This window comes from Acidiferrobacter thiooxydans, assembly GCF_003333315.1.
In the GTDB taxonomy this organism is placed as follows: domain Bacteria; phylum Pseudomonadota; class Gammaproteobacteria; order Acidiferrobacterales; family Acidiferrobacteraceae; genus Acidiferrobacter; species Acidiferrobacter thiooxydans.
This window is the reverse complement of record NZ_PSYR01000001.1, coordinates 255,886-282,199: the sequence shown is the minus strand read 5'-3', so window position 1 is coordinate 282,199 and position 26,314 is coordinate 255,886. Positions and strand designations below refer to the sequence as shown.

At 64.7% G+C, this 26,314-nt stretch carries 30 protein-coding genes and 1 other RNA gene; 12 read left to right on the top strand and 19 right to left on the bottom strand.

The genetic code is table 11. The annotated features are described in order from the left end of the window. The first annotated feature begins 126 nt into the window (after positions 1-126). The gene (gene ilvA, locus C4900_RS01475; protein ID WP_065971941.1) at positions 127-1,632 is read left to right on the top strand and encodes a threonine ammonia-lyase, biosynthetic; all 1,506 of its coding nucleotides are present in this window, start codon (positions 127-129) and stop codon (positions 1,630-1,632) included. Positions 1,633-1,664: 32 nt separating this feature from the next. Here ilvA and C4900_RS01470 read toward each other — a convergent pair whose 3' ends face one another. From C4900_RS01470 to C4900_RS01435, 8 genes are all read right to left on the bottom strand, one after another. Further along, a complete protein-coding gene (locus C4900_RS01470) occupies positions 1,665-1,997 on the bottom strand; it encodes a hypothetical protein (protein WP_065971942.1) in 333 nt (110 codons plus the stop codon). Positions 1,998-2,011: 14 nt separating this feature from the next. Next, positions 2,012-2,680, bottom strand: coding sequence for a glutathione S-transferase family protein (locus C4900_RS01465; RefSeq protein ID WP_065971943.1), 669 nt, complete (start codon positions 2,678-2,680; stop codon positions 2,012-2,014). Next, positions 2,677-3,138, bottom strand: coding sequence for an EVE domain-containing protein (locus tag C4900_RS01460; RefSeq protein ID WP_065971944.1), 462 nt, complete (start codon positions 3,136-3,138; stop codon positions 2,677-2,679). Before C4900_RS01460 ends, C4900_RS01465 begins: the two co-directional genes overlap by 4 nt. After that, on the bottom strand, positions 3,138-3,923 hold the full coding sequence (locus C4900_RS01455) for a TIGR00282 family metallophosphoesterase (RefSeq protein WP_065971945.1): 786 nt from the start codon (positions 3,921-3,923) through the stop codon (positions 3,138-3,140). Before C4900_RS01455 ends, C4900_RS01460 begins: the two co-directional genes overlap by 1 nt. After that, on the bottom strand, positions 3,920-4,498 hold the full coding sequence (locus C4900_RS01450) for a 5-formyltetrahydrofolate cyclo-ligase (RefSeq protein WP_114282172.1): 579 nt from the start codon (positions 4,496-4,498) through the stop codon (positions 3,920-3,922). The genes C4900_RS01455 and C4900_RS01450 overlap by 4 nt, the downstream gene beginning before the upstream one ends. A gap of 23 nt (positions 4,499-4,521) precedes the next feature. Beyond that, positions 4,522-4,703, bottom strand: a non-coding RNA gene (gene ssrS / locus C4900_RS01445) — 6S RNA. Between the two features lie 28 nt (positions 4,704-4,731). After that, entirely contained in the window at positions 4,732-5,046 is a 315-nt protein-coding gene (locus C4900_RS01440) for a cell division protein ZapA (RefSeq protein WP_065971947.1), read from the bottom strand. Then, positions 5,046-5,276, bottom strand: coding sequence for a hypothetical protein (locus C4900_RS01435; RefSeq protein WP_065971948.1), 231 nt, complete (start codon positions 5,274-5,276; stop codon positions 5,046-5,048). Before C4900_RS01435 ends, C4900_RS01440 begins: the two co-directional genes overlap by 1 nt. Positions 5,277-5,428: 152 nt before the next feature. On the opposite strand from C4900_RS01435, the gene C4900_RS01430 reads away from it, so the two are divergent. The 8 genes from C4900_RS01430 to C4900_RS01395 are packed head-to-tail and all read left to right on the top strand — an operon-like array spanning position 5,429 to position 13,179. Continuing rightward, entirely contained in the window at positions 5,429-5,929 is a 501-nt protein-coding gene (locus C4900_RS01430) for a UPF0149 family protein (RefSeq protein WP_114282171.1), read from the top strand. 55 nt (positions 5,930-5,984) lie between these two features. After that, complete coding sequence (locus tag C4900_RS01425) at positions 5,985-7,301, top strand: aminopeptidase P N-terminal domain-containing protein (RefSeq protein ID WP_065971950.1); 1,317 nt, start codon at positions 5,985-5,987, stop codon at positions 7,299-7,301. Further along, the gene (locus tag C4900_RS01420; RefSeq protein WP_114282170.1) at positions 7,298-8,509 is read left to right on the top strand and encodes an FAD-dependent monooxygenase; all 1,212 of its coding nucleotides are present in this window, start codon (positions 7,298-7,300) and stop codon (positions 8,507-8,509) included. Before C4900_RS01425 ends, C4900_RS01420 begins: the two co-directional genes overlap by 4 nt. Beyond that, positions 8,506-9,705, top strand: coding sequence for an FAD-dependent monooxygenase (locus C4900_RS01415; protein WP_065971952.1), 1,200 nt, complete (start codon positions 8,506-8,508; stop codon positions 9,703-9,705). The genes C4900_RS01420 and C4900_RS01415 overlap by 4 nt, the downstream gene beginning before the upstream one ends. Positions 9,706-9,725: 20 nt before the next feature. Beyond that, the gene (locus C4900_RS01410) at positions 9,726-10,916 is read left to right on the top strand and encodes an MlaE family ABC transporter permease (RefSeq protein ID WP_211306712.1); all 1,191 of its coding nucleotides are present in this window, start codon (positions 9,726-9,728) and stop codon (positions 10,914-10,916) included. Then, positions 10,913-11,686 (top strand): ABC transporter ATP-binding protein, encoded by a 774-nt coding sequence (locus C4900_RS01405; RefSeq protein WP_114282168.1) that lies wholly within the window; start codon positions 10,913-10,915, stop codon positions 11,684-11,686. Before C4900_RS01410 ends, C4900_RS01405 begins: the two co-directional genes overlap by 4 nt. Continuing rightward, positions 11,683-12,573: an MlaD family protein gene (locus C4900_RS01400; protein ID WP_065971954.1), complete on the top strand. Its 891-nt coding sequence runs from the start codon at positions 11,683-11,685 to the stop codon at positions 12,571-12,573. The genes C4900_RS01405 and C4900_RS01400 overlap by 4 nt, the downstream gene beginning before the upstream one ends. Positions 12,574-12,576: 3 nt before the next feature. After that, on the top strand, positions 12,577-13,179 hold the full coding sequence (locus tag C4900_RS01395; protein ID WP_114282167.1) for an ABC-type transport auxiliary lipoprotein family protein: 603 nt from the start codon (positions 12,577-12,579) through the stop codon (positions 13,177-13,179). Here the strand turns inward: C4900_RS01395 and ntrC are convergent. Both ntrC and glnL read right to left on the bottom strand, forming a co-directional pair. Further along, a complete protein-coding gene (gene ntrC, locus C4900_RS01390) occupies positions 13,169-14,560 on the bottom strand; it encodes a nitrogen regulation protein NR(I) (RefSeq protein ID WP_065971956.1) in 1,392 nt (463 codons plus the stop codon). The two genes, C4900_RS01395 and ntrC, sit on opposite strands and share 11 nt — an antisense overlap. Then, a complete protein-coding gene (glnL, locus tag C4900_RS01385; RefSeq protein ID WP_114282799.1) occupies positions 14,544-15,611 on the bottom strand; it encodes a nitrogen regulation protein NR(II) in 1,068 nt (355 codons plus the stop codon). Before glnL ends, ntrC begins: the two co-directional genes overlap by 17 nt. A gap of 176 nt (positions 15,612-15,787) precedes the next feature. On the opposite strand from glnL, the gene C4900_RS01380 reads away from it, so the two are divergent. Beyond that, positions 15,788-17,041, top strand: a complete 1,254-nt coding sequence (locus tag C4900_RS01380; protein WP_065971957.1) for an NRAMP family divalent metal transporter — start codon at positions 15,788-15,790, stop codon at positions 17,039-17,041. 203 nt (positions 17,042-17,244) lie between these two features. On the opposite strand, the gene C4900_RS01375 is transcribed toward C4900_RS01380, so the two are convergent. The 5 genes from C4900_RS01375 to C4900_RS01355 all read right to left on the bottom strand — a co-directional run bounded on the left by C4900_RS01375 (position 17,245) and on the right by C4900_RS01355 (position 20,954). Beyond that, entirely contained in the window at positions 17,245-18,165 is a 921-nt protein-coding gene (locus tag C4900_RS01375; RefSeq protein ID WP_114282166.1) for a DNA-3-methyladenine glycosylase 2, read from the bottom strand. A gap of 94 nt (positions 18,166-18,259) precedes the next feature. After that, positions 18,260-18,646: a type II toxin-antitoxin system VapC family toxin gene (locus tag C4900_RS01370; RefSeq protein ID WP_114282165.1), complete on the bottom strand. Its 387-nt coding sequence runs from the start codon at positions 18,644-18,646 to the stop codon at positions 18,260-18,262. Beyond that, entirely contained in the window at positions 18,643-18,888 is a 246-nt protein-coding gene (locus C4900_RS01365; RefSeq protein ID WP_065971960.1) for a type II toxin-antitoxin system Phd/YefM family antitoxin, read from the bottom strand. Before C4900_RS01365 ends, C4900_RS01370 begins: the two co-directional genes overlap by 4 nt. Positions 18,889-19,021: 133 nt before the next feature. Then, on the bottom strand, positions 19,022-19,528 hold the full coding sequence (locus tag C4900_RS01360) for a methylated-DNA--[protein]-cysteine S-methyltransferase (RefSeq protein ID WP_114282164.1): 507 nt from the start codon (positions 19,526-19,528) through the stop codon (positions 19,022-19,024). Between the two features lie 46 nt (positions 19,529-19,574). Continuing rightward, positions 19,575-20,954 carry an APC family permease gene (locus tag C4900_RS01355; protein ID WP_170132367.1) on the bottom strand — a complete coding sequence of 460 codons (1,380 nt, stop codon included), beginning with the start codon at positions 20,952-20,954 and terminating at the stop codon, positions 19,575-19,577. 120 nt (positions 20,955-21,074) lie between these two features. On the opposite strand from C4900_RS01355, the gene C4900_RS01350 reads away from it, so the two are divergent. Then, positions 21,075-21,515: a VOC family protein gene (locus C4900_RS01350; protein ID WP_211306711.1), complete on the top strand. Its 441-nt coding sequence runs from the start codon at positions 21,075-21,077 to the stop codon at positions 21,513-21,515. Between the two features lie 241 nt (positions 21,516-21,756). Here the strand turns inward: C4900_RS01350 and C4900_RS01345 are convergent, their stop codons facing one another. Continuing rightward, complete coding sequence (locus C4900_RS01345) at positions 21,757-22,116, bottom strand: helix-turn-helix domain-containing protein (RefSeq protein ID WP_065972309.1); 360 nt, start codon at positions 22,114-22,116, stop codon at positions 21,757-21,759. 71 nt (positions 22,117-22,187) lie between these two features. On the opposite strand from C4900_RS01345, the gene C4900_RS01340 reads away from it, so the two are divergent. Continuing rightward, positions 22,188-22,442, top strand: a complete 255-nt coding sequence (locus C4900_RS01340) for a helix-turn-helix domain-containing protein (RefSeq protein WP_065972310.1) — start codon at positions 22,188-22,190, stop codon at positions 22,440-22,442. A gap of 73 nt (positions 22,443-22,515) precedes the next feature. Here the strand turns inward: C4900_RS01340 and C4900_RS01335 are convergent, their stop codons facing one another. The 3 genes from C4900_RS01335 to C4900_RS01325 are packed head-to-tail and all read right to left on the bottom strand — an operon-like array spanning position 22,516 to position 26,312. Next, a complete protein-coding gene (locus tag C4900_RS01335) occupies positions 22,516-23,430 on the bottom strand; it encodes a CoB--CoM heterodisulfide reductase iron-sulfur subunit B family protein (RefSeq protein WP_114282162.1) in 915 nt (304 codons plus the stop codon). Positions 23,431-23,441: 11 nt separating this feature from the next. Beyond that, positions 23,442-24,065 carry a 4Fe-4S dicluster domain-containing protein gene (locus tag C4900_RS01330; RefSeq protein ID WP_211306710.1) on the bottom strand — a complete coding sequence of 208 codons (624 nt, stop codon included), beginning with the start codon at positions 24,063-24,065 and terminating at the stop codon, positions 23,442-23,444. 9 nt (positions 24,066-24,074) lie between these two features. Beyond that, the gene (locus C4900_RS01325; RefSeq protein WP_114282161.1) at positions 24,075-26,312 is read right to left on the bottom strand and encodes an FAD-dependent oxidoreductase; all 2,238 of its coding nucleotides are present in this window, start codon (positions 26,310-26,312) and stop codon (positions 24,075-24,077) included. Between the last annotated feature and the right edge of the window lie 2 nt (positions 26,313-26,314).

Sequence of the window (26,314 nt, the reverse complement as noted above, 5' to 3'; positions counted from 1 at the left end):
GCATCATGCCTCGCGGCCGGCGAGCCCGGCCGAGCCGGCTTAGGCACCCACAGGATGGCAGGGCCATTGCGCTCGCCGGTGGCCGAAGCGTGCCCGCCTCTGCTATGCTCGCGTGAAGACCGCCCGATGACACGCGACTACCTCAAACGCATCCTCAAGGCCCGCGTCTATGACGTGGCCATCGAAAGCCCGCTGTCGGAGGCGATGGCCTTGTCGCGTCGACTCCGCCGCCAAGTGCTCCTGAAGCGCGAAGACATGCAGCCGGTGTTTTCCTTCAAGCTGCGTGGCGCCTACAATAAAATCGCGGGGCTTACGGAAGAAGAGCGGGCCTTGGGGGTCTTGACCGCCTCGGCTGGCAATCATGCCCAGGGGGTTGCGCTGGCCGCGCAGCGCCTCGGAATCCGCGCGGTCATCGTGATGCCAATCATGGCACCACGCATCAAGGTCGAGGCGGTGCGCGCGCGCGGTGCCGAGGTAGTGCTCGAGGGCGACAATTACGACGCGGCCTATGCCCATGCCAGGCGCTTGAGCGAAACGCAGGGCCTGCCCTTCATTCACCCCTACGACGATCCCGACGTCATCGCCGGTCAGGGCACGATCGGCATGGAAATCTTGAAGCAACACCCCTCCGATATCGAGGCGATCTTCGTGCCGGTCGGCGGTGGCGGACTGATCGCGGGCATCGCGCTCTACGTGAAGTCCCTGCGACCCGACATCCGTATCATAGGGGTTGAACCCGCCGACGCCGATGCGCTGGCGCGCTCACTCAAGGAGGGCAGCCGCGTGCTCCTAGACCACGTGGGCACGTTCGCTGACGGTGTCGCGGTGCGCCAAGTCGGCCGCGAGCCGTTTCGCATCGCACGGCGTCTGGTCGATGAGGTCCTGGTGGTGAGCAACGACGCGATCTGCGCGGCCATCAAGGATGTTTTCGAGGACACCCGTTCGATCGTGGAGCCGTCCGGGGCGCTTGCGGTGGCCGGGCTCAAGGCCTATGCCGCCGCGCACCCGGGTGACAGGCCGCTCATCGCCATCGCCTCGGGCGCGAACATGAACTTCGATCGGCTGCGACACGTCGCCGAGCGCGCCGAGCTCGGTGAGCGTCGCGAGGTCGTGTTCGCCGCCACCATCCCCGAGGTCCCCGGGAGCTTTCGGAAATTCTGCAGCCTGATCGGCGAGCGCAATATCAGCGAGTTCAATTACCGTTACGCCGGACCCGCGCTTGCCCATGTCTTTGTCGGAATACAGGTCGGGGAGGGCGACGATGCCCACGAACTCTTCACGACCTTAACGCACGCCGGCTACGACATATTGGATCTCACCGACAACGAAATGGCCAAACTACATGTACGCCATCTCGTCGGCGGTCGTTGTCCGGTGGACGACGAGATCGTCTACCGCTTCGAGTTCCCAGACCGGCCCGGCGCCTTGATGGCCTTTCTGAACGCCATGGGCCGTGACTGGAACATCAGCCTCTTCCATTACCGCAATCACGGCGCCGACTATGGCCGGGTCTTGATCGGCATGCAAGTGCCCGCAGCCGAACGAAAGAGGCTTCCGGCGTTCCTGGAGACGCTCGGCATGGATTACCAGGAGGAGACGGAGAATCCCGCCTACCGGCTGTTTCTGCGGTGACGCGCGCGGCCCATCGGGACGGCAGGTCGCCTCTAGGGCTTGCGCGCCGCCAGCGCCTCTTCGTTGAACGCCCCGTCTATGGCGTGCACCGTGCGCTCCATGCGCTTTAGGTCATGACCCGAGACATCGTCGCGCATCGCCTTCAGGCGCAAGGGCCCGAGCGCGGTCGTCGCCTGGGCGCGAAGTATGGGGACGGCGGCGGTAGTGGCATCCACGCTGGCCGCCATGGCCGCCACGATCCGCCCTGTGAGGACGTCCTTGTGGCTGCCTGCCAAGGCCTTCTTGATCGTCTCCTCGCAATCCCCGTCGAGCACGGGATAACCGGATTCCCGGTCCAGATAGATCAAAAGCTCGCATAAGGTCATGGTCCCTCCCGCGGTCAGCCGCCGATCAGGCCGTCGCGCAGGTCGACCCCGCAGACGTCCTGAACGCGCTCAAAATAATACATGATGTCAATCGGCAACGTGATGCCGTCTTGAAGCTGCAAGGCAAAAAGGTCCGCGGCAAGCAGCACATCCGCCGCCGAAAACGTCCCCGCATAGAACCGATGCTGGGCGAGAAAGGCCCCCAAGGCCTTGAACTGGGTCAAGGCATCGAGTTGCGCATAGACCCCGTAGCGATCGTTGGCCAACTCCTCCAGGCTTACGCCAAAACGCGCCGCGAGCGAGGCCTTATACGAGGCGAGATGAGAGGGGTGATCGCCGAGGCCCCGGTACGCCGGGCGCACGGGGGCATAGAGCCTCTCGAGAAGGCCCGCGGCCTGCGCGCGCCACGCCTGCAAGGCCTGCCACTGCGCATCCTGCAGGGGACCAAAGAGCGGCGGGTCGGGCCGATACGCATCGAGTGCGCGCAGGATTATTTGCGAATCGGTGTGCACGCGTCCGTCGTCCCACAGCAACACCGGTACCTGCCGGGCCACGCCGAGCTCAAAAAAGGTCTCGTCGTCGTCATAATCGGGGATGATGCGCTCGTGTTCGATCGCCTTGGCCCCGAGCGCCAGCCGCACACATTCGGAGGCCGGCTCGAACCAGAAGTGATAAAACCTCATGATGCGCGCGCGAGCCCCTGGATGATCTGCCACTCGTCTTCGGTCACGGGCAGGACCGACAGGCGGTTGCCACGCGCCAGCAGGCGCATGCCGGCAAGCGCCGGACAACCCTTGAGGCGGGCCAAGGTCACCGGGACCGGGTAGCGCTCGCGGAAGGCGACGTCGACCATGGACCAGAGCTCCGGGTTTGCGATCGCGCGCGGATCATAGTGGTGGTCGTCCGGATCCCGGGCGGTGTGGTCTGGATAAAAGGCGCGCGTGACCTCGACCTCGCCTACGATCGCAGGCTCGACGCAGCTCGAATGATAAAAAAACCCGAGATCACCGGGCCGCATGGCGCGCATGAAATTGCGCGCCTGGAAGTTCCGTACCCCGCTCCAGGGCTCGGGGGCGCCGCGCGCCATCAGGTCTTCGAGGGAAAACGAGCTCGGCTCGCTCTTGAAGAGCCAGTAGCCCATCAGTCCTCGCGCACACTCACGCGCTGGATGCCGCGGCTACGGCCGGTCTTGGTGTCGACGTCTATGACGACCCCGCACAGCGTCGCCCGGCCCTCGGCGGCCTCGAGCCGCTCGGGCAGCTTCTGGACCATGCGCCGCAGTACCTTGTCCTTGTTCATGCCGATCACAGAGTCATAGCAGCCGGTCATGCCGACATCCGAGATATAGGCCGTGCCCGCCGGCAGGATGCGCTCGTCGGCGGTCGGGACATGGGTGTGCGTGCCCACCACCGCGCTCACCTGTCCATCCAGAAACCAGCCCATGGCCATCTTCTCGCTCGTCGTTTCGGCGTGGCAGTCCACAAGCACCGCCTTCACGGCCTCGGGCCTTGTCTCGAGCGCGGTTCTGGCGCACGCGAACGGGCAATCGAGCACCGGGTGCATGAAGGCCGTACCCATGACGTTCAGGACCGCGAACGGCTCGCCGGTACGCGTCTTCCCCACATACCAACCACTCCCCGGGGTGCCCACCGGATAGTTGTGAGGCCGCAACAATCGCGGCTCGCGGCCCACCAGCTCCACCGCCTCGCGCTTGTCAAAGACGTGGTTTCCGGTACTCAAAACGTCGATGTTGTGGGCGAGGCACTCACGCAGGATCTTGTCGGTGACCCCAAAGCCGCCGGCGGCGTTCTCGATGTTCACGATCGTAAGATCGATCTTGAGGCGCTCCTGCAGGACCGGGAGCCTGGCCAACAACACCCGGCGCCCGGCATCGCCAACGACATCGCCGATAAATAAGATATTCATGCCACTGCGTCCTGCGCGCGATACAATCGCCTTTCCGTCACTACCGCATGAAGGCGCACATCATGCCCCTCGCGCGGCGCCTGCGTCAGTCGCTGGCATTCGTAAGCCAATCCGATCAAGACCGGACGCCCCCGGGTCCGACGCACGAATCCAAAGGTGCGATCGTAATGTCCGCCGCCCTGACCGAGACGCCACCCGCGCGCGTCGAACCCGACCAATGGCACCAGTACGGCATCGAGTCGCCGCGCGCGCATCCTGCGCCCCCAACGCGGCTCTGGTATGCACAACGGCCCCGGCGCGAACGGTGGCCGCCAAGGAATGAATGCCAGGGGGCGTCCGGGGCGACGATCCGCGACCGGTAGATAGACGGCGCGATGGGCGCGCATGAGGGCGCGCGCCAACGGGCGCGGATCGAGCTCCGAACCGACCGGCCAATAGATCCCGACGCGATGCGCCCGACGTAGGAGCGGCAGGCCGCGCCGCGCCACGCGTTGCGCGCTCATGACGCGCGCGCGCGCATCCACCGCCTTGCGGCATGCGCGCAGACTGCGCCGCAAACCGTGTTTGTCATGCATGGGACCGGTACTGCAAGATAGAGGCGCCCTCCGCCTGTGCCGTAACCATTCTTTGCCTCGAACCAAAGGTTCAAGTGGGACACGTCCGGATGCTTCAGGCTTTCCGTTCGAGACGGACATGCACAACAGCGCCCGAGATCGTGGTTCCCGAGGCAAGAGTTATAGGTTCAGGGGCACGGAATGGCTACGAACACCGCAGGGGGCGCCAAACCTGCAAACGACCTCGATGATTCTCAAGGCCGTTCCTTTAACTCGTCTCGTAAAACCTGCTCCACTTTGTCGGTAAGTCCCTCGACGCGCTTGATCCACTCCGCCGACGTCGATACCGACTGTTCACGCAACCGCAGCAACTCATACGCCATGTTGAGGGCCGCCATGACGGCGTGCCGCTCCATGCTAACCGTTCGCCCGCCACGCTGGCCTTCCTGCATGCGCAGGTCGACATAACGGGCTGCCTTGATCAAGGCCTCTCGTTCGTCCTCCGGACAGGACACCGCGAACTCCTTGCCAAGCACGGAGATATGAATCGTCTCCTTAGGGCCCGTCATTACCGCTCCTCGCGGGTCAAGGCCGCGACACGCCCTATCATCTCCTCGACGCGACTGCGTGCCACGCGCGTGCGCTCGTTTAGTCGCACATACTCCGCCGACAAGGCCTGATGGCGCGCACGCCAATTCGCATTGTCTTCCTGGAGTCGCCGGCACACTGCGACCAAATCCTCGATCCGACGCTCCAAGCGGGCCAGGGCGTCGGCATCAGGGGGAGATTCGCCGCTCATGGAGGCCACTATAGAACTCGCGGGCGCCGGGGTCAACGTCCGCCGTGAGGGGCTTGTGGATCACACGGCGGCCTGCGCGCACCGGCCTCGGACCCCGGGAAAATGCCGGCTTGCCGGGCGCCAAAGTGAGTAGCATAGGTTAGAATGGCGGCATGCAGGATGACCTCACTTACGACGCATGGACGATGATGCTGACGCAGGCCGACGTCGCGCTCGCGGCATCGGAGGCCCATGGCGTTGTCGTTGGCCTGATATGCGCGGGGCGGGTCGATGACGATACGGCGATCGCGGCACTGGGGGCGAACGAAGCCGATCCAGATCTGCGCGACGGCCTTGAAACCGCGCGCCGCCGGATCGCCGATGATCTGGCCGAGGGCGGGCTCGGACTCGAGCCCTTGCTGCCGGACGACGAGCGCCCGGCCGTGCAGCGCAGCCGCGCGCTTATCGAATGGTGCCGGGGCTTTGTGGCCGGGTTTTATTTTCATGACCGTGACACAAAGACGAGCGATCACCCCGAGATCGTGGCCGAGGCCCTGAACGACATCGGCGAGCTCGCGGAGGCCAGCGGAACCGTCGGCGAGTCGGACTTAAGCGAACTCGTCGAATATCTACGGGTGGCGGTGCAATTGATCTACGACGAGACCGCCGAGTGAGCAGGTCCGTCATACGATCCGCGCAGGCGTGGCGCGGGCGTCGACTTCGGGCATAATGATCCCCATGGACAAAAATACCTTCAGGCGTCGGCGCGCCGAATTCATGGGTCTCATGGGAGAGGCCGTAGCGATCATACCGACGTCGCCTGTGCGTGCGCGCAACGGCGATGTGGAATACCTCTTCCGCCCCGACAGCGACTTCTATTATCTGACACACTTCCCCGAGCCCGAGGCCGTGGCGGTCTTGATCCCCGGGCGTGCCCAAGGCGAGTTCCTGCTTTTCTGCCGGGACCGGGACCCGGACAAGGAGCAATGGCAAGGGCGACGCGCCGGCCCCGAGGGAGCGGTCTCCCAATACGGGGCTGACGACGCCTTCCCCATAGACGACATAGACGACATCCTTCCAGGTCTCCTTGAGAACCGGCGCCGCGTCTACTACAGCATGGGCCGCCATCCGGAATTCGATGGTCACGTCCTTGAGTGGGTCAATGAAGTCCGTGCCAAGGCACGGTCAGGGGTCGCGGCGCCCGAGGAGTTCGTTGACCCAAACCATATCCTCCATGAGATGCGGCTTACGAAACGCCCCGAGGAGATTGCGCTCATGCGGCGCGCGGCGGCGGTCGGCGCCGAGGGGCACAAGCGCGCCATCCGGGGATGCGCCCCAGGGCTCTTTGAATACGAGCTCGAGGCCGAACTTCTCTACGCCTTCCGCAAGGGCGGCTCCCAGTATCCGTCGTACCCGCCGATCGTGGCGAGCGGCGCCAACGCCTGCATCCTTCATTACACCGAAAACGACGCGCCGCTGAAAGACGGTACGCTCGTGTTGATCGACGCCGGCTGCGAGATCGACGGTTACGCGTCGGATATCAGCCGGACGTTCCCGGTGGGACATAGGTTTAGTCCCGAGCAGCGCGCACTCTATGACATCGTGCTTGCCGCGCATGCCGCGGCGCTCGCCGCCATAGCGCCGGGTCGCGAGTGGCCGGCCGCGCACGAGGCCGCGGTCAAGGTCCTGACGCAAGGCCTGCTCGACCTGAAACTTTTGCATGGCGCCGTTGATGAGCTCATAGAAAATGGCGGCTATAAGCGTTTTTACATGCATAGAACCGGCCACTGGCTGGGTCTCGATGTGCATGACGTGGGGGATTACAAGGTCGGCGGCGCGCATCGCGTCCTGGAAGCGGGGATGGTGACGACGGTCGAGCCGGGCCTCTATATTCCAGGAAGCGACGATATACCGGAACGCTTCCGGAATATCGGGATCCGTATCGAGGATGACGTCCTGGTCACGAAAAACGGCTACGAGATCCTAAGCCACGACTTGCCAAGACGTGCCGAGGACATCGAGGCCTTGCGGGCCGAAGGCTTGTGAGCATACGCCGGCACGACATAGTGATCTGCGGTGGCGGCCTCGTGGGCGCAAGTCTCGCGCTTGCGCTCGCGCCGTTGCCGCTCGATATATGCCTTCTTGACCCGGCGCCGTTCGCACCGGCGCCGCGTGCCGACGACCGCACCTTCACAATCGCCCAGGGTTCCAAGCGGGCCCTTACGGCGCTCGGCGTATGGTCCAGACTCTCCCGCGCTGACTTTCAACCCATCACCGAGATCGAGGTATCGGATCGCTCGGGACGCTTCGGTCTTGCGCACATCCTCGCCGAGGAACAGGGCGTGGACGCGCTCGGCTATGTCACCGGCAACGTCGCACTGCTTGCGGCCTTGTATGGCGCGCTCGGCACGACGGCGGTGACCTTACGTCAGGGGCGCTTTGGCGGGCTTGTCAGAGACGCAGACCAGGTTACGATCACACTCGCCGATGGACAGGAAACCAAGCGCATCGCATGCCGGCTCCTGGTGGGCGCCGATGGCACGCACTCGGCGGTGCGCGCGGCGTGCGGCATAGGGGTCGATAGTCATGACTACGGTCGCGAGGCGATCGTGAGCAATTGCCGGGTATCGAGACCACGGCCGCACACGGCGTTCGAGCGCTTCACCGCCGACGGCCCCATTGCCGCACTCCCGATCGGCGACGACCGCTATACGTTCGTCATAAGCCGCCCCGATGGCGGGGCATGGCAGGCCCTCGCCGAGCCGGATTTCCTGAGTCGTCTGGCCGACGCCTTCGGCGATCGGCTCGGCCGATTGCTCGCGGCGAGCCCGCGTCTGCGCTTTCCGCTGATCCGCCAACAGGCCCGGGAATGGGTGGCGCCGCACGTCGTGCTCGTCGGCAACGCCGCGCACACCCTGCACCCGGTCGCGGGGCAAGGCTTCAACCTGGGGCTACGCGACGTCGCGGTGCTTGCCGAACGCCTCGCACAGGCCTGCCGCGCGCATATCGACTATGGGGACCGCGCCTGGCTTGGCGATTATGCGCGGGCGCGACAGACGGATGTCGCCCATACCACCCGCTTTACCGACGGCCTGGTACGGCTTTTCACACCATGCCCACGGCCACTGGTCGCCGCCCGCGGCGTGGCACTGAACCTGATCGATGCCCTGCCGGGCCTGAAACGGGCGCTGGCGGTGCGCACCATGGGGCTCAAGGCGCCCTTGCCGAGACTGTTTCGGGGGTTGAAACCATGATCGATCGGCGCAATCCGGATATCGTCATCGCTGGCGCGGGGGCGGTGGGCGCGCTTCTTGGATATGCCCTCGCCATGCGGGGCTTCGAAATCGCCCTCATCGACGCCGGGGGCTTGGACCAACAGGCGTCGGTACGCACCAGCGCGCTCAGTCGCGCGTCACTGCGGCGCCTCTGCGGGCTCGGCCTTTGGCCGCTCGCAGGCGTCGAGGCGGCACCGCTGCGTGCCTTGCGCATCGTCGATCACAGCGGATATGGTCGGCTGTCCTTCGACAGCGCGGATATCGGCGAGGCCGACCTTGGCGTTATCGTCAACCACGGGCGACTTGAGGCGGCGCTACGCGCCAAGGCGCAAGTGCGCGGCGTCTCCTGGCATCGGGATCGCGCCGAGGGGGTCGAGCTCGGAGATACACGCATCGAGGTGGTCATGAAAGGTGGTGGGCGACTGCGCGCGCCACTATTGATCGCCGCCGACGGCGCGCAGTCGGTGATCCGCGAGCGGCTCGGGGTGGCGGTCCTCCAGTATCGTTATGGGCAGACGGCGGTGTGCGCCGACATTCGCCTGGGGCATACGCACGAGGATACGGCCTGGCAGCGCTTCCTGCGCCATGGACCCTGCGCGCTCTTGCCCCTGCCGGATGCCAACCGCGCCTCACTGATCTGGTCGACGGCAGATTACGAGGCCCAGCGACTACGGGGGCTCTGCGACGCGGAATTCTCCACGGCCTTGAACGAGGCCTTCGGAGACCACCTCGGCCGGCTTGAGGTCGATGGTGAGCGGGCCTATTTCCCGCTCGTGGCCTCCCACGCGCAACACTATGTCGGAACCCGCTTTGCGCTCGTGGGCGATGCCGCCCACCGCGTCCACCCGCTGGCAGGCCAAGGGGTCAACCTCGGATTTGCCGACGCCTGCGCCCTGATCGCGGCCCTCGAGGCGGCGCGCGCGCAGTCGGCGGATCTCGGCCGCAGACGCACCCTGCGCCCCTACGAGCGCGAGCGCAAGGCCTCCAACCTTGCCATGCTGGCGGCCACCGATGTGCTGAACCGCGCGTTTGCCGACGACCGTGCCTGGGTGCGTGCAATCCTGCGCACGGGCCTGAACGTCACCGATACCCTGCCTCTTTTCAAGACATTCTTCATGCATGCCGCCGGCGCCGGCATCGGGCAAATCGCCTATGGTGGCGGCCATGGGCCTTGATATGATGCCTGCGCAACAGCATGGACGAGGGTAGCGCCACGAGCCAAGAGGCCAGAAAGCCCCGGGACGGCCAATCGGCGATGGCCGGGCCGTTCGCGCCCGCCGGCTACCGGACCCTCCGCGACGAGCACGGCCGGACGATCGTGGCGTTGACGGGACAATGGACCTTGCGCGGCATCGACGGACGCGCGGACGCCCTGGTGGGCAATCTGCGCCGGCTTGTGCACGGCCACGATAAAGTCGTCTGGGATTGCCGCGAGGTGCAAGGCCTGGACAACGTAGGGGCGCTCATCCTGTGGCGTTTGCACGGATTTGCGTGCGACGCCATGATCGGGCTCCGTCCCGAGCATGCCGCCCTGTGCGAGCGATGGTCACGGCGCGAGGCGCCTCCCGAGAGCGCGCGCGGGCCGGGGGTGCGACCACTCGCGGCCCTGTCATCGCTGGAACATGCACTTCGATCGCACATGCTCGATTTCACGGCGCTCGTCGGCCAGATCGTTCTCGATGGCGGCCAGCTCATGCGCCGACCGGATCGCATACCCTGGAAGGACATCTCGGCCTCGATATACGAGGCGGGGGTGCGCGCGCTTGGCATAACCGCCCTGGTGGGCGCGCTCGTCGGTATCGTCATGAGCTATTTGTCGTCGCTCGAACTGCGAACCTTCGGCGCGCCATCCTACATCGTCAACGTGCTCGGACTTAGTATCATGCGCGAACTCGGTCCGCTGCTCGCAGCAATCCTGGTCGCCGGCCGGTCCGGGTCGGCCATAGCGGCTGAGTTTGGCGTGATGCGCCTTACCGAGGAGCTCGACGCGCTGTCGGCCATGGGGGTGTCCTGGAGCATGCGGTTGGTCCTACCGAACGTCGTCGCGCTGGCCGTGGTACTGCCGCTGCTCGTCATATGGACGGACGCGATCGCGCTGCTCGGCGGCATGGTGGCCGCACACATTACCCTTGGGATCGGTATACTGGAGTTCATTCACGCCATCCCGGGCGCGGTTCCCGTGGTCAACCTCATGCTCGGCATCATGAAAGGCTCGGTTTTTGGGGTCGTCATCGCGCTCATCGCCTGTCATTTTGGTCTGCGCATCGAGCCCAACACCCGGAGCCTGGGGGTCGAGACCACCAATGCCGTGGTCACGGGGATCAGCGCCGTCATATTCGTCGATGCCGTGTTCGCTATCGGCTTTCGCGGGATCGGCCTGCCGTGATTTTGGATCACGTCGTTGAAATGGAGCATGTCTCGACACGATTCGGACGACATGTCGTCCATGAAGACATCACCCTGACGGTGGCGCGGGGGGAGATCCTCGGGCTTGTCGGGGGATCGGGGAGCGGCAAGACGACATTGGTGCGGGAGATGATAGGTCTCGATCAGCCGAGCGCGGGGCATGTGAGCCTTTTCGGGGAACGCCTCGATCGGATCGGGGGAGAGGCCCTGGCCGCGCTGCGCAATCGCTGTGGCGTCCTGTTTCAGGGCGGGGCGCTATTCAGCGCCTTCACGGTCTTTGAAAATGTCGCGTTCCCGCTCCAGGAGTATCGCGCCATCGAGCCTACGCTGATCCGTGATCTCGTGTATATGAAGCTCACGCAGGTGGGTCTTGGCCCGGAGGTGGCGGCACGCCTGCCGGCGGAGTTGTCCGGGGGCATGACCAAGCGCGCCGCGCTGGCGCGAGCGCTGGCCTTGGAGCCTGAACTTTTGTTTCTCGACGAGCCCACCTCCGGGCTCGATCCGGTGGCCGCGCAGGCCTTCGTGCATCACCTCCAGAATCTGCACAAGGAACTCAAGTTTACCGCGGTCGTGATCACCCACGATCTCGACCTCATGCACGATCTTTGCACGGCGCTCGCCATCTTGGCGGACCATCGCATCGTCGCCAGAGGGACACCGGCCGAGGTCGCGACAAATCCACACCCGTTCGTGCAGGCCATGTTTTCCGGCGAGCGCGGCCAGCGCGTATTCGGAGCGATGGCATCATGAACAGCCGCTCTCATGCATTGCGCACGGGTATTTTTATCGCGGTGTTTACGGCCGCGATCCTGGCCGCGACACTCTGGATCAGCGGCGCCCACCAGCGCAGACTCCCTTATGTCGTAGTCACCAGAGGCAATGTGTTCGGTCTCAGGGCCGAGTCCACAGTCTTCTATCGGGGCATAGAGGCGGGCATCGTCAAGCATATCGCCGTAGACGCCCACGATCCCCGGGAGATACTGATATCCATAGCCGTCGACCGGAGCATACCGATCACGCGCGGCACCTACGCACAGCTGAAACTGCAGGGTGTTACCGGCATGTCGGCGCTTGAATTGAATACCACCGCGGACATGCGTCCGCTCATGACCTCCGCCACCCACCCGGCGCACATCCCTATGCGCCCGTCGTTCCTCACACGCCTCACGCGCGCCGGCACGCGCGTCGCCCGACAATTGACCGCCCTCAGTACCGATCTCAGAAAGGCCCTGAACGCGACCAACCGCCACCATCTGGCGGCGATCCTGGCGCATGCGGCGCAAGCCAGCCGGCAGTGGACGGCGCTTAGCGCGCGACTTAACCGCGCCGCGGCCCGCCTGCCGGCCATGGAGACCACGGCCGACACCGCGCTTGCGCGCATGGCCGGGGTCGAAAACCAGGTGCGTGCCTTGGGCCGCCACTTGCAAAACTTAAGTGAGACCGCGCAAGGGGCGGGCAACATGCTATTGATACGGACGCTGCCCAAGGTCGATCGCGCCCTTGACCGGCTGACGAGCGCGGCCGCCGATGTCGAACGCCTCAGCCGGTCACTGCGTCATCATCCTCGCGAGCTACTGCTCGGCGCGCGCCCGCTCGCCCCGGGACCCGGAGAAAAAGGCTACAAGGAGGCCCCCTGAGTCATGGCCAGAACCGTCAAGTTTTTTGCCCTCATGCTCGCCGTGACCGGCGTTGCGGGCTGCAGTCTGTTTCCCACGCGTGCCCCGGAGATACTGACCGATCACGATTTCGGGCCGTTGCACGCCCACGCCCCCATGCCACATGGGGCGCCGGTCATCGTGCGCGCCAAGAGCGTCGCCTGGCTTTCCGGGACGGCCATTCACTACCGGCTGCTCTATCGGGATCCGACCGCCGTCCATGTCTATGCGCAGAACCGCTGGATCGCGCCCCCGGCCACCCTGCTCAAGGCGCGCATCCGCTGGCGATTGGGCATGGGTCCTGCGCTTAGCGCGCGGCCGTCCGCGCATATCGAGCGCCTGGTGATCGTGCTTTTGCGCTTCGATCAGGACTTCACGACGCCGCATCGCGCCTTCGTGCGACTCGAGGCTGCGGCCCGCCTATATGACGAGACGACCGGCCGGGTGCTCGCGCAAAAGACCGTGGACCTAAAGCGCCGCTCCGCGCCCGACGCACGCGGCGCGGTAATCGGCCTAAGCGATCTTGCGCGCAAGGCGAGCGCCGCCTTCGCGCATCTCGTTACGCGCCACGCCGGCGTCAGAGATTGAGCTCCTTTAACTTGCGCGTCAGGGTATTGCGGCCAAGCCCCAGACGCTTGGCGGCATCCTGCTTGCGCCCGCCGGTATGGTGCAAGGCCGCCTCTATCAGGGTGCGCTCGAATTCTATGCTCAAATCCGTGTAGACCGCCTTCTCGCCCAGCGCCAACCTCTGCTCAACGACGCCGCGCAAACCCGCGCGCCAGTCGACGCCGGCCGGCGCCGGATCCACCTCCTTTAGCTCCGGGGCCAGATCGGCGATGCGAATGGTGCGCCCCGGGGCCATGACCGTGAGCCAGCGGCAGGTGTTCTCCAACTGGCGCACGTTGCCAGGCCACGGCAGCTTGCACAGGTACTGCTCGGCCTCGGGGGCAAGGCGCTTTGCCTCCACATTGAGCTCGACGGCCGCGGTCGCCAGGAAATGGCGTGCCAGGATGGGTATGTCCTGTCGACGTTCGCGCAACGGCGGGACATGAATACGGATGACATTGAGCCTATGGAACAGATCCTCTCGGAACAGTCCATCGGCCACGCGCTGCTCCAGGTTCTGATGGGTGGCGGCAATGACGCGCACATTGGTCCGGATCTTTTCGCAGCCACCGACGCGATAGAATTGGCCGTCGGACAGGACCCGCAGGAGGCGCGTCTGGAGATCGGCTGGCATATCGCCGATCTCATCTAGAAACAAGGTTCCGCCATCGGCCTGCTCGAAACGTCCGCGCCGCTGCGTCAAGGCCCCGGTGAACGCACCGCGCTCATGACCAAACAACTCCGATTCGAGGAGACCTGCGGGGATGGCGGCGATGTTCAAGGCGATGAAGGCATTGCGCGCCCGCGGGCTGTGGTTGTGCAGGGCCCGCGCCACGAGTTCCTTGCCGGTCCCGGACTCGCCGTTGATAAGGACCGTGATGTGCGACCCCGACAATCGGCCGATGGCACGAAAGACCTCCTGCATGGCAGGCGCCGCGCCCAGGATCTCGGGGGCCGACTCGGCGCGCTCGGCATGCGCCACTTGCCCCTGACGCCTATGCTCGATCGCATAGCGTGCCAGGCCTACCGCGTGATCGACGTCGAATGGCTTCGGCAAATACTCGAAGGCACCGCCCTGGTAAGCGGCCACCGCGCTGTCCAGGTCGGAATGGGCGGTCATGACGATCACGGGAAGTGTCGGCAGGGTATGGCTTATGGTCTCAAGCAGCTTCAGTCCCGAAAGTCCGCTCATGCGGATGTCGGTAATCACGACATCAGGGGTCTCCTCACGCAACTCATCCAGGGCGCTGCCGGCCCCACTAAAACAACGGGTCGCCATGCCGGCCTGCTGGAATGCCTTTTCCAGCACCCAGCGGATCGATTCGTCATCATCGATGATCCACACACTATCCTGTCGGGTCATATTCCTGCCTCAGGGGAAGAAATAACGTAAAGACCGTCCGCGCCGGACGGCTCGTATATTCGATTAGGCCACCGTGTCGGCGGGCGATGTCCTGGGCGATCGACAGACCAAGTCCGGTTCCTGCGGCATGGCCCGTGACCATGGGATAGAACAGGGTGTCTCGCAAGGCCTGCGGTACGCCCGGCCCATCGTCCTCCACCTCGGCACGCAGCACGAGCTTATGTCGCCGCTGGCCGATCGTGAACTGGCGCTCGATGCGCGAACGCAGGATGATCAGATGGCTCGGGGCCTGTACCGCGTTGCGCGCCAGGTTCAAGACCGCCTGCACGAGCTGATCCGGGTCACCGGCGAATTCCGGGATGCTCGGGTCATAATCGCGCCTCAGGACGTAACCCTCGCCGACCTCGGCGAGAATCAAGGATCGCACATGTTCCAGGACCTGATGGATATTGACCTGCACCGGCAGATAAGGGCGGGTCGGTCCCGCCAGACGGTCCACGAGGCCCTGCAGGCGATCGGCCTCGCGAATGATAATGCGCGTGTACTCCCGTTCGCTCTCGCTCAGCTTGCGCTCGAGAAGCTGCGCGGCACCGCGCAAGCCGCCGAGGGGATTCTTGATCTCATGCGCCAGGCCGCGCACTACCGCCCTCTGCGCCAAATGGCGATCGACGAGCTCCTCCTCGTGGGCCAGACGTCGCAACCGGTCGACCTGATTGAGCTCGAACAACAAGGCCGCCTCCTGCAGCCCTGACTCGCTGCTCGGCAAGATCGCCGTGGCGGTCACATCGACCAGCACCTCGCGGCCTGGCAGCGGCAAGGGCAGGCCACGGCGCGTGAATGAATGTGCGCTTTGCAGGATGTCGGCAAATAGACCGGCAAGCGGCGCCGTCTGCGGCCAAAGCCGTTCGAGCGGTTGCCCCACCATCTGTTTGGCGCTCAACTCGAACAGGATCTCGCCGGCCGGATTCACGGCCCTGACGCGCAGGGCGGCATCCGCGACCACGACCGCGGTCGTCAGGTTCTCCACGATACTTTCCGCATGACTCTCCACGGCATCCCCCAAGGCAAGATCCGGGCCAACGACCTCTGCCCAAAATACGCCATTCTGGTGCGTGTCGACCAGCCCATGACGAGGCGTACGCACTATTGTAGTGCATACGCCTCCTGGCTTGCATCAAATGACAATGACTCTTATTATTGTTAACGATTATAAGGGGGTTCTTTAACATGTCCTTGTCGCGTCGGCGCTCCGACACATGGTCCCGTCCATGGCGCACCCTGCTGCCCGTACTGGGGCCGGGTTTGGTGGTGATGCTAGCCGATACCGATGCCGGCAGCGTCATCACGGCCGCGCAGAGCGGCGCGCAATGGGGCTACCGGCTGCTGCTGCTCCAGGTGGTGCTGATCCCCATCCTCTACATCGTCCAGGAATTGACGGTGCGTCTCGGGATCGTGACCGGCGAGGGTCATGGCGAGCTGATCGCCAGGCGATTCGGTCGGGGCTGGGCCTGGCTGTCGGTCGGGACCCTGGCGCTATCCTGTCTCGGGGCGCTTCTCACCGAATTGAGCGGCATGGCCGGCGTCGGCCTGTTATTTGGTGTGCCGCGGTGGGTGACCATGATCATCCTCGTGGGCGGTCTTATCGTCATGGTCTGGACTGCGTCCTATGCCGGCGTGGAGCGGGTGGCGCTGGCCGTCGGGGCCTTTGAGTTCGCCTTCCTGCTGGTGGCCTTGCGTACCCACCAGGCCCTTGGGCCACTCATACGCCATAGCTTGCATATCCCGTTCCACGACCCCGGCTACCTCTACCTGGCGGCCGCCAATGTCGGCGCGGTGATCATGCCGTGGATGGTGTTCTATCAACAGTCGGCGGTGGTGGATAAGCGGCTACGCATCGATCACCTTACCATGGCACGCGTGGACACCGCCCTAGGCGCGGTCGTGACCCAGTTGATCATGGCCGCGGTCCTGGTCGCGACCGCGGCCACCATAGGGCGCAGCAACCCGCACACGCCCCTCAATACCGTCCAACAGATCGCGGATGCCCTGACGCCATTTCTGGGGCAGCGGACGGGACGATTGTTGTTCGCCCTGGGGATGAGCGGAGCGGCCGCGGTCGCCACGATCGTGGTCTCGCTCACCGCCGCCCGTGGCGTGGGCGAGGTCATGGGCTTCAAGCATTCCCTCGAACACCATCCGCGCGAGGCCCCCTGGTTCTACGGGATCTATACCACCCTGCTCGTACTCGGTGGGGTACTGGTAGCGTCGGACGTCAACCTGGTCACGCTGGGGGTCGCAATGGAGGTGATGAACGCCGTCTTGCTCCCCATCGTGCTGGGCTTCCTGTACCTATTGGCGCGCCATGCCCTCTCGGGGCCTTTGCGCCTCCAGGGGCCTTACGCGGGATTCGTGCTCGCCATCATCGTCCTGACCGCCGGGTTCGGCCTTTACGCCGCCATAAACGGCATCGCCGTGGGTTGACCATTCCCCCTTTAGTCCCTCCCGGGTGATGAGCGAGGCCATTATCCTCTTACCCCAATAAGGGGCAGGCAGTGCCCCTCCAAGGAGCGGGCCCGCCATGACCCCTGGTAGGTCTCTGCCGAATAGACCAGCAGGGACGCCGACGCCACCGGCGTCCCGACCTCCTGTATATAATGCACGCCCACGGCCCGGCGACCCGCCCTTCAGGGGCCGGCCCGACGCCGCGACAATGACCGCCACGCAAAGAACGCAACCCAGGCCTCCCAACCGGCCCACGGGGCGGCCAGGGCACGCGCCTCGGCCTCGGTCAGGGGCGCGGTCGCGCCCAGCGCATGAGCCAAGGCCCTGCGCAGACCGAGATCGGCCGCCGGCCACACCGAGCGCACCCCGAGGCCACGCATCAAGACCACGCCCGCCGTCCACGGCCCGATGCCCGGAAATCGGGTGAGTGCCGCCATGGCCTCGGCCGGCGGCATGGCAGCGAGTTGCGGCCAGTCGAGCATCCCGCTCGTTACGGCCTGGGCCGCGATGCGCAAGGCGCGGATCTTGGCGCGACTGAAATGCGCCACGCGCAAGGAATCCTCGTCGATACCCGCAAGCCGGGACGCATCCGGCATGACCGGAAACCGGGACGACCCGAAGACCGCATAGTCGCCGGCGATCTGTACGAGTGCACAACGCAGGGTGCGAGCAAAGCCCACCCCGACCTGCTGGCCGATGATGGCCCATACGAGAGACTCGAAGGGGTCTGCGACCAGGACCGGTCGCGCATGAAGCCCATCGCCCACGAGATGCGCGACGATCGGGTCGGTCCCCGCCAATTCCTGGAAACCCCCGTCATCGACGTCCAGCGAGAAGACATGGCGTATCTTGGCGACCGCCTCGGCGAGCGCGTGGGCATCGACGTGCGCGCCCTCCACGCGCACGCGCAGTTGCGGTCTTGCCGGAGACGCGCTCCAGGCCACGCTTACGAGCTCGACCCCGCGGTCGGTCTGCCAGGCGCGGCGATAGGTGTGGCCGTCGATGGATTCGAGGACCGCCGAGGGCGACCCCTGCAAAAATGCGAGCGCGGCGGCAAAATCGTAGGAAGGGGGAACGGTGACCCGGGTCGTACGGCTTGGCATCGGCCAGAGTAACGTGATTTGGCCCCAACGCCAACACGCGACTGAGGGTCGTGGAGGCCAACGAAAGGCCTGCTGCCCGCAGGCCGCCCTCCGGTCAGACCGCGCGTATAGGGCCCGCGTAGCGGGCGATGACCGGATCGGTGGTAAGCAACATCACGCCTTCGACCAGCGACTGGGCAATAAGAATTCTGTCGAAAGGGTCTTTGTGGATGGCCGGCAACCCCATGATCGCCACAGCATGTTCGCTCGTCACCGAAAGCTCGCTATAGGCGTTGTCGAGCAGACCACGCCGCAAAATCTGGGGGTCCACACGGAAATCGGCTCGCCCCAGACCGCGCTTGATGGCGACCTCCCAGAGGCTGGCGGCGCTGAACATGAGCGAATTTTGCGGGTCAGCCAGCAGCGTGCGGGCGGTGACGGATAACTGTTCGGGTTGCCCGGCCGCCCATAGGAGCAGGTGCGTGTCGAGAAGGAGCTTCAATCGCTTTCCACAAACAGCCGATGGATGTCCGGGGCACCCATTTCGTTGAAGTCGTCCGGTACCGAGATTTCGCCGGCCAGGAACCCCAGGCGACGTGGCTGAACCATGATCGGCGCATCCAGCGCCATCACCCTAACAAGCGGCTTACCCGCCTTGGCGATAACAAACGGCTCCCCCCGAACCGCCTCTTCCACGAGTTGGGAGAGATGAGTCTTGGCCTCATGGATATTAACCTGCTTCATCCCACGCCTCCGTGCACTACAAACCCAGTGATTAGTTTAGTTTAATAGACTAAGTCCGTCAAGCGGGCGGTCTTGCCAATGGTCCCGCCCCCGATGGGTGGTCGATTCGCATGAGGCGGCCAACGCGGTCCTTTCAGCGAAAGGAGGCGACGTCTGCGCCCTCGTAGGCCAACAGCCGACGCTTCATGTCCGGTCCGCCGTCTGAATAGAACCCGAGCCGCCGACCAGCGCCCACGACCCGGTGGCAGGGGATCAAAAGGGGCAGGGGGTTGGCGGCGAGCGCGCTGCCGACCGCTCGCGCCGCCCGCGGACGGCCGATGGCCGCGGCCATCTCGCCATAAGTGCGCGTCTCGCCGCAAGGAATGGCACGGGTCGCGAGGAGTACCGCCTGCTGAAAGGGCGTCTCGTGCACGAGCCCGACCGGTCCTGCGTATCGCTGACCGCGATCGACGACCGCCCGTAACGCCGCGCGCAAGGCGCGCGGGGCGTGCGGGTCCCACACCAAAGGCGGGATCGCAAGCCCTTGCGCCCAGGCGCACACCTCGCCGGGGACGCCGAGTGACACAAAAAATGGGCACTGATCGATGTAGGCGACGACGACCGCGCCCAGCCGCCGCGTCGTGACCGACGACCACCGCATCGGCCCATCCCCAGCAGCCAATCGTCTTTCGAGATCGCGCGCCGGGTCAATCATCGTCGCGCGCAAACAAGAGGTCGGCCGCGGGCCGATCCGCACGCTGCCGCCAAACCCAGTAAAGCCAGGCACCGAGCACGAGATACACGAGAAACCCATAAGCCGCCGTCAAGGCCACGCCGTTCGCCCCCCAGAAGTTCTCGCCAAAGACATACACCAAAAGCGGGCCGGCGAGCACGAGCGCCGCCAGCGCCGGCCATGGCACGCGCTGACCACGACGTCGGTGCAGCACGGGAACCGCGATCAACGCGAAAAGATAGATCACGATAAACCCAAGCGCGGTAAACACACCGAAGAGATCGACGATGACAAGCGGCGACCAATCACGCCATCCCGCCAGAATCACGAACCCACAGGTCAGGGCGCCGAGCCCATGCAAGGCCACGGCCGGCGTGCCATGCACCCCGATCTCGCCCAGGGCCGCCGGAAGCACCCGGTGCCGACCCATCGAATACAGCACGCGCCCGAGGCTATTCAAGGTGGCGATGGTGGCGCTGAAGGCGGCGATAGCCATGGCGATATCCGAAGAGAAGGCCAGTGCCGGCAGGCCCTGGCGGAGCGCCAGCAGGCTAAGCGGTGCCGGTGTACGGGCCAACTCACCGACACGGCCCCCGAAACCCGCGACCTCGACGTAGGCCATGAAGACATAAAAGCCGAGACTCACCAACACCGCGGCGAAGATCGCCCGAGGGATATCGCGATCCGGGGCATGGGCCTCGCGCCCGAAATTGGCGGCGGTCTCGAATCCGCCATAAGCAAGAATGCTCAAGGTCATCGCCTGAAAGAACGGTCCGGCCCTGAACGTGTCGGACCACAGAACCGGCTCCGCCCATGAGACATGCCCCAGTGTCCACACCCCGATCACCAGGATGATCAGCAACGATATGGCCTCGACAAAAAGGCTGTAGCGCGTGGCAAGACCGACGTCCCGGACCGTAAGCGCCCACGAGATTCCGGCAAACAACAAGGCTGCCCACGGCCAGGGAAGCCCCATGCCCGCTATGCGGAGCGCCTTGGCCACAAACAGCCCGCCCACGATAGGGGCCGCGAGCAGCGCCCCGAGATAGCCCCCGGTCATGACCCAGCCACTCAATACACCCGCAACGGGATGGAGGCTGCGGCTCACGGAGACGAACAGAGAGCCGGCGGCCGGCACCTCGTGCGCAAGCGCTGCCACTTGCGCGGCCACGAGCAACATGACGAGACCTACTGCGAGATAGACCGCCCAAGTCAAGAGGCCGCCCTGAGCGACAACCAATGAAATCGTCACGGTCGCCATTGCCGACGGCGTGATATTGGCGAGCGCATGACCGAGGATCTCAATGAAAGATACGCGATCGGCGGCCAGTCGCGGCTGGGGGGTCTCGGGCATAAGGCATTGTGCCGGGGATCGCCGCCGGGCGCCAGGAGGCCGCTTGTGGCGGCATGCAGGCGGCCTGCCGGCCGCGGGCACCCTATCGTCACTGGGCCTCGAGATCGAAGACACGATAGAATGGCGGCCTATTGGGACCTCGACCCCGCCATGCCGCCGATCCGCGCGATCATCCATGCCAGCCTGCGCGTACAGGAGCTACCGCGCGCACTCGCGTTCTATTGCGACGTCCTGGGCCTCGAGATCGTCACGCGTCCCGATCTCGGCTATCCCGGCGTCTGGCTTACCCTGCCCTCCGGTCAACAGATCCACCTTCTGGCGGTCGGCGCGGAACCCGCCGCCGGGGCGCTGCGGCAACCCGGACGGGACCGTCATCTGGCGTTGGCGGTATCAGACCTGCCAGGCCTCGCCCGACGCTTGGCGGCCGCCGGCGTTCCCGTCGTACCCAGCCGCTCAGGTCGGCAGGCGCTGTTTTGCCGGGATCCGGACGGGAACGCCCTCGAGTTCCTCGCCAGCGAAGACCCGCCCTCCCTAGACGCCCGGGAGACGGACGCCCGATAGGCTGCCCGAAGGGCGATCCTGCGGCAGGCCAGGACCGACCATAATGGGGGCCCACTGACGCACCTGGCCCTCACGCCACCCACCGCCCGCGATGCGCCTGGGCTCGCCTGCGCCCAGCCACAAGGACGCGCGCCGGTTCATGGGAGCGGCGGATAGGATCAGCTCTTCGATATCGTCGCCGCGTGAACGGCGGTCCTGCGGGGCCCCGCCGACGGCGAGGCCGTGGAGCCCGGGCCGACTATCAGGATTGGGTCTTGAGCAAGGCCATCAGGGTCTCCTTCATCGCGACACGTTGACCCTGCGGCAACGCCATCCACAGGCGCGCCACGGCCACCGCCTCGTCGCTCAAGGCGGCCTCGCCCTCGTATCCAGCGGGCGTCTCGCGGATGGCGACATCGACCGCCCCCTCACCGAGCAACAGCCATTCGGCATTGACGCCGAGGACGCGGGCGATCTCCACTACACTGCGCGGCCGGCGCACATGACCGGCCTCAATAAACTGAATGGCCTGCGGCCGAAGCTTTACGCGCCTCGCGAGCTCGGATTGCGTCAGGCCCATCCGCTCCCGAGCGTAGCGCAGGCGCTTGGCCAGTGTTTCCATGGCGTGAGTCTACAAAAAGGCGCCCGCGCCGACCTTGCCAATACGCTTGCATCTACAATAGACTTTGGAGGATGACACCCACGGTCGAGCGCGGCTATCTTGCCATCAACCTTCGTCGGGCCCGACACGCCCGGGGCCTCACGCAAGACGATATCGCCGCCATGAGCGGCGTCAACCGCGCCTATGTCAGCGATCTGGAACGTGGGCGGCGCAACATTGGGATCGACTGCATAGGGCGGATCGCGGCGGCCCTGGACGTCCCGGCCGCCTCGCTGCTGCTGCCCACCGAAAAGATAGCAGGGCCTCGCAGACCCCGGCCGACCTAGACCCGCCCCGCGCCCGTACAGGCGCGGCGCCGGGATGCCGCGAGGACCCAGGCACGCGCCGGGCCGGACAGGATCAGCGCGTCGCCTTGGCGGCGATCTCCTCGAGCCTGTGGGCACGTATGATCTGACCGTTCAGACCCGCCTCCTTGGCGCTGCCGCCATAGGCCACGGTCATCAGCTGGCTGTAGTAGGTCACGGGGATGTTGAACTTGGTCCCGTAGCGCTTATTGATCTGTCCCTGATAGACCTCGACGTTCATCTGGCACACGGGGCATGGGGTCACAATCATCTCGGCACCGTGATCGTAGGCCGACTCGATGATCTTTTTGATCTGGGCCTGGCTCTTCTCGGGCTCGGAGAACGCGAGCGCCCCGCCACAACACGTCACCTTTTGATCATACTTCTCGACCGGCTCCCCGCCGACGATCTCGACAAGCCGATCGAGATACTTCGGGTTCTCGAACGACTCGCCCGCGATCCCAAACGGGCGATTCGTCTGGCAGCCCACATAACCCGCGAACTTGATGCCCTCGAGCGGCTTTACCACCGGCTTTTTCAGCTCGTCGTAGCCCAAATCCTCGATCAGGACCTCCACCATGTGGCGAACTTCCTGCTCACCCTTGTACTGGAGATTCATGCCGGCCTCGCGCAAGGCCTCGTTGGTCTCGGCCAGCAGATCGCTATCCTCGGCCAGCCGATCCTTGGTCTCCTTCGCCCCGAGCCAGCAGGCCGCGCAGGTGGCCACGACATCCTGGCCCTTGTTGGCCTGCTCGGAGATGGCCAGATTGCGCGCGTTCATCACATGACGCGGCAACTCGCCGCCCTCGGCGTAACCGATCGACGCGCCACAACAATTCCAGTCGGGGATCTCGTTTAGCTGGACGTCGAGCTTCTTGCACATCGCCTCCACCGATACCATATAGTTCGAGGCGGATGTCAGCCGCTCCGACGAGCAGCCTGGATAGAACGAATACTCTTTTCTGGCCATACGAACCCCTCTTAGGCGGTAAAGCCCTTGCGCCGATCCTCGATCTCCCGGGCCTTCTTCAACATCTTCTGGATGCCCTTCTTGTCCTTGCAACCCTTATGGGTCACGAAACCCAGAGGGTTCAGGCGACCGGTCTTCAGCATGCCGAGACCGATATCCTTCATGGCCCACGCCCGCGCCACCCCGGTCTTGAATCCATCCATGAAATAGAGCCCCACGGACAGCTCGATCTCGTTCACACGCCCCGACTTCGTCAGGTTATTCCAGAACATCTTGGCGAAGCGCCGCGTCGGGTTCATCTTCGGGGCAAGCCCGAGCCTGTGGGCGTAATTGGCGAGCCCATGCATGATATGCGTGATCGGCAGCTCGCGCGGGCAGCGCACGATGCAGTTGTAGCAGGACGTGCACATCCACATCGATTCGCTCTTCAACACCTCGTCCCGGCGCCCAGCCCGGATCATCATGAATATTTCCTGCGGCGGGTGCTCCCAGGCGGGGCCGAGCGGGCACGAGCCGGAGCATACCCCGCACTGCATGCACATCTTGACCCATTGGCCTTCCTCGACGTTCGCCTCCACTTCCTTTAGGAAGTTGTTGCGATACTGCTCCGTCATTGCCGTATTGATATCGCCCATTGGTGCCTCCTAGAAACCCTTGAACGGACTCATGCCGATTTCCTGGATCTTGGCGGCGTAATCATTGATGAGCTCCGGAACCCTCGCGATATCGGCGATGGCGACCTCGAGCACCCGGACACGGTCCTTCTCCAGATTCAGATTCTTCAGGGTATCGTCGATCTTGCTCATCCGATAGTTCGCAAGCTCCGATCCCTTCACGAAATGGCACTGATACTCGTCGCCATGTCGGCACCCCATCAGCATCACGCCATCATAGCCACTATTCAGGGCATCCGTGATCCATATCATGTTGACCGAACCGAGACAGCGGACCGGGATAGTGCGGATGAACGCGCTCGATGTATGTCCCGACACCCCGGCCATATCGAGCGCGGGATAGGCATCGTTCTCGCAGGCCAGCAGCAGGATGCGCGGCTTTTCCGAAAACTCATCGGGGACGTCCACCGCCTTGATCTGCGAGCCGACGCTGTCGACCGAGTAGTTTTCGAACGAGATGACGCGCACCGGACATGCGCCCATGCATGTGCCGCAGCGCCGGCAGCGCCCCTCATTGAACTGCGGGTAGCGTTGCTCATCTTCGTCGATCGCCCCGAACGGACATTCGACTGTGCAGCGCTTGCACTGCGTGCAGCCCTCACGACGGAAGGTCGGATAGCTCAAGTCGCCCGAGCGTGGATGGGCCGCGCGCCCAAGGCCGGCGTTCTCCACCGCCTGTATGGCCTTTAGCGCAGCCCCGGTGGCATCCTCCACCGCCTGCGCGATATCCATCGGGCGGCGTACCGGTCCGGCGGTGTAGATGCCGGTCCGGCGGGTCTCGTAGGGAAAGCAGATGAAGTGCGAATCCGTGAAACCATATCGAAGCTGTGGAACATCCGGACCCTGGCGATAGGTGAGATTCAGCACCGACACGGCCTGCTCGGTGGGCTTGCCAGTATCGACATCCTCGGCACCGGCCGGGATATCGATATTGATCCCAGAATTCGGCACCTGGCCCGTGGCCAGGACGACCAGGTCGACATCCTTCATGGTCGCCGCCTTGTCGTCTAGGATCAGGTCATGAAAATGAACGACGGCCGAGCCGCCTGCATCGACATCCACCGACGCCACCTTGCCCTTGGTGAAGATCACACCCTTTTTTTGGGCACTGCGGTAGAAATCCTCGCCATTACCAGGCGTCCGTAAGTCGGTGTAGATGATGGCCGTGTCGATGTCGGGGTTCTGCTCCTTGAAGTACATCGCCTGCTTTATGCTGGTATTGCAGCAATGGCCGGAGCAGTACTTGAGATGCGTGCCGGTGGCATCGCGCTGACCGGCGCACTGGACGAACACCACACTCTTGATCTCTTTCCCGTCGGAAGGCCGGCGCATCGGCTCGCCCCGGGCGGCGGCGGTGCGCGCCAATGTCTCAAGACCCGCCTGGTCGACGACGTTTTGGCTCTTGCCGTAACCCAACTCCGGCAACTTGCTCGCATCATAGGGCGTAAAGCCGCTCGCCATGACGATGGCGCCCACGTTCTCTGTTTGTGTCTGGCCGCTCTCGGTCGTGATGTCGACGCTAAAACGGCCCGGGGCGCCGCTCGTGCGCGTGGTAGTGGAATTGAGGAACACCGTGATATGGGGCTCCTGCGTCACCGCCGCCGCCAGCGCCTCCACGCCGGTTGCCTGCGGATCGGCGAACGGCTCGCGGAAGGGAATCCGCCTATGGAGCTTGGCCATGAAACCGCCCAGGGCCCCGGTCTTTTCCACCAGCAGGACATCGTAGCCGGCGCGCGCCGCCTCGAGCGCCGCGGTCATGCCGGTTATGCCTCCGCCGACCACCAGCACGCGCCGGTTGGTGCCGTGCTCAGGGTTCGGGGTCGGGGCCTGGATCTTTTTCGCCTCGGCGCAGCCCATGCGCATGTAATCCGCGGCCATCTCCTGGGTCAGTTCGCGCGCCTCTTCGGTGGCCGGCTGCGACCATATGACCTGCTCGCGCAGATTCACGCGCGCCACCGCGACATTCTCGAAGCTGAAGGCCTCGGCCTTGGCACGGCGCGAGCACGCGCCGATCACGACGCGGTTTACACCCTCGTCGATGTCCTTTTGGATCATGGCCACACCTTGGCTATTGCACAGGAACTCGTGCTCGCGCACGATGTGCGCCTTGCCTTCCTTTTGCGCGACGAGAGTAAGGGCCTTGGTATCGAGGCGCTCACCCAGGCCACAGCCCTGACATACATAAGCGCCGATCTTCATGTCCGCCATGT

Excerpts from the sequence above, each read along its gene's own strand:
- ilvA (WP_065971941.1), top strand. The coding sequence starts at position 127 with ATGACACGCGACTACCTCAAACGCATCCTCAAGGCCCGCGTCTATGAC.
- C4900_RS01470 (WP_065971942.1), bottom strand. The coding sequence starts at position 1,997 with ATGACCTTATGCGAGCTTTTGATCTATCTGGACCGGGAATCCGGTTAT.
- C4900_RS01465 (WP_065971943.1), bottom strand. The coding sequence starts at position 2,680 with ATGAGGTTTTATCACTTCTGGTTCGAGCCGGCCTCCGAATGTGTGCGG.
- C4900_RS01460 (WP_065971944.1), bottom strand. The coding sequence starts at position 3,138 with ATGGGCTACTGGCTCTTCAAGAGCGAGCCGAGCTCGTTTTCCCTCGAA.
- C4900_RS01455 (WP_065971945.1), bottom strand. The coding sequence starts at position 3,923 with ATGAATATCTTATTTATCGGCGATGTCGTTGGCGATGCCGGGCGCCGG.
- C4900_RS01450 (WP_114282172.1), bottom strand. The coding sequence starts at position 4,498 with ATGCATGACAAACACGGTTTGCGGCGCAGTCTGCGCGCATGCCGCAAG.
- C4900_RS01440 (WP_065971947.1), bottom strand. The coding sequence starts at position 5,046 with ATGACGGGCCCTAAGGAGACGATTCATATCTCCGTGCTTGGCAAGGAG.
- C4900_RS01435 (WP_065971948.1), bottom strand. The coding sequence starts at position 5,276 with ATGAGCGGCGAATCTCCCCCTGATGCCGACGCCCTGGCCCGCTTGGAG.
- C4900_RS01430 (WP_114282171.1), top strand. The coding sequence starts at position 5,429 with ATGCAGGATGACCTCACTTACGACGCATGGACGATGATGCTGACGCAG.
- C4900_RS01425 (WP_065971950.1), top strand. The coding sequence starts at position 5,985 with ATGATCCCCATGGACAAAAATACCTTCAGGCGTCGGCGCGCCGAATTC.
- C4900_RS01415 (WP_065971952.1), top strand. The coding sequence starts at position 8,506 with ATGATCGATCGGCGCAATCCGGATATCGTCATCGCTGGCGCGGGGGCG.
- C4900_RS01410 (WP_211306712.1), top strand. The coding sequence starts at position 9,726 with ATGGACGAGGGTAGCGCCACGAGCCAAGAGGCCAGAAAGCCCCGGGAC.
- C4900_RS01400 (WP_065971954.1), top strand. The coding sequence starts at position 11,683 with ATGAACAGCCGCTCTCATGCATTGCGCACGGGTATTTTTATCGCGGTG.
- C4900_RS01395 (WP_114282167.1), top strand. The coding sequence starts at position 12,577 with ATGGCCAGAACCGTCAAGTTTTTTGCCCTCATGCTCGCCGTGACCGGC.
- ntrC (WP_065971956.1), bottom strand. The coding sequence starts at position 14,560 with ATGACCCGACAGGATAGTGTGTGGATCATCGATGATGACGAATCGATC.
- C4900_RS01380 (WP_065971957.1), top strand. The coding sequence starts at position 15,788 with ATGTCCTTGTCGCGTCGGCGCTCCGACACATGGTCCCGTCCATGGCGC.
- C4900_RS01375 (WP_114282166.1), bottom strand. The coding sequence starts at position 18,165 with ATGCCAAGCCGTACGACCCGGGTCACCGTTCCCCCTTCCTACGATTTT.
- C4900_RS01365 (WP_065971960.1), bottom strand. The coding sequence starts at position 18,888 with ATGAAGCAGGTTAATATCCATGAGGCCAAGACTCATCTCTCCCAACTC.
- C4900_RS01360 (WP_114282164.1), bottom strand. The coding sequence starts at position 19,528 with ATGCGGTGGTCGTCGGTCACGACGCGGCGGCTGGGCGCGGTCGTCGTC.
- C4900_RS01355 (WP_170132367.1), bottom strand. The coding sequence starts at position 20,954 with ATGCCCGAGACCCCCCAGCCGCGACTGGCCGCCGATCGCGTATCTTTC.
- C4900_RS01350 (WP_211306711.1), top strand. The coding sequence starts at position 21,075 with ATGGCGGCCTATTGGGACCTCGACCCCGCCATGCCGCCGATCCGCGCG.
- C4900_RS01345 (WP_065972309.1), bottom strand. The coding sequence starts at position 22,116 with ATGGAAACACTGGCCAAGCGCCTGCGCTACGCTCGGGAGCGGATGGGC.
- C4900_RS01340 (WP_065972310.1), top strand. The coding sequence starts at position 22,188 with ATGACACCCACGGTCGAGCGCGGCTATCTTGCCATCAACCTTCGTCGG.
- C4900_RS01335 (WP_114282162.1), bottom strand. The coding sequence starts at position 23,430 with ATGGCCAGAAAAGAGTATTCGTTCTATCCAGGCTGCTCGTCGGAGCGG.
- C4900_RS01330 (WP_211306710.1), bottom strand. The coding sequence starts at position 24,065 with ATGGGCGATATCAATACGGCAATGACGGAGCAGTATCGCAACAACTTC.
- C4900_RS01325 (WP_114282161.1), bottom strand. The coding sequence starts at position 26,312 with ATGGCGGACATGAAGATCGGCGCTTATGTATGTCAGGGCTGTGGCCTG.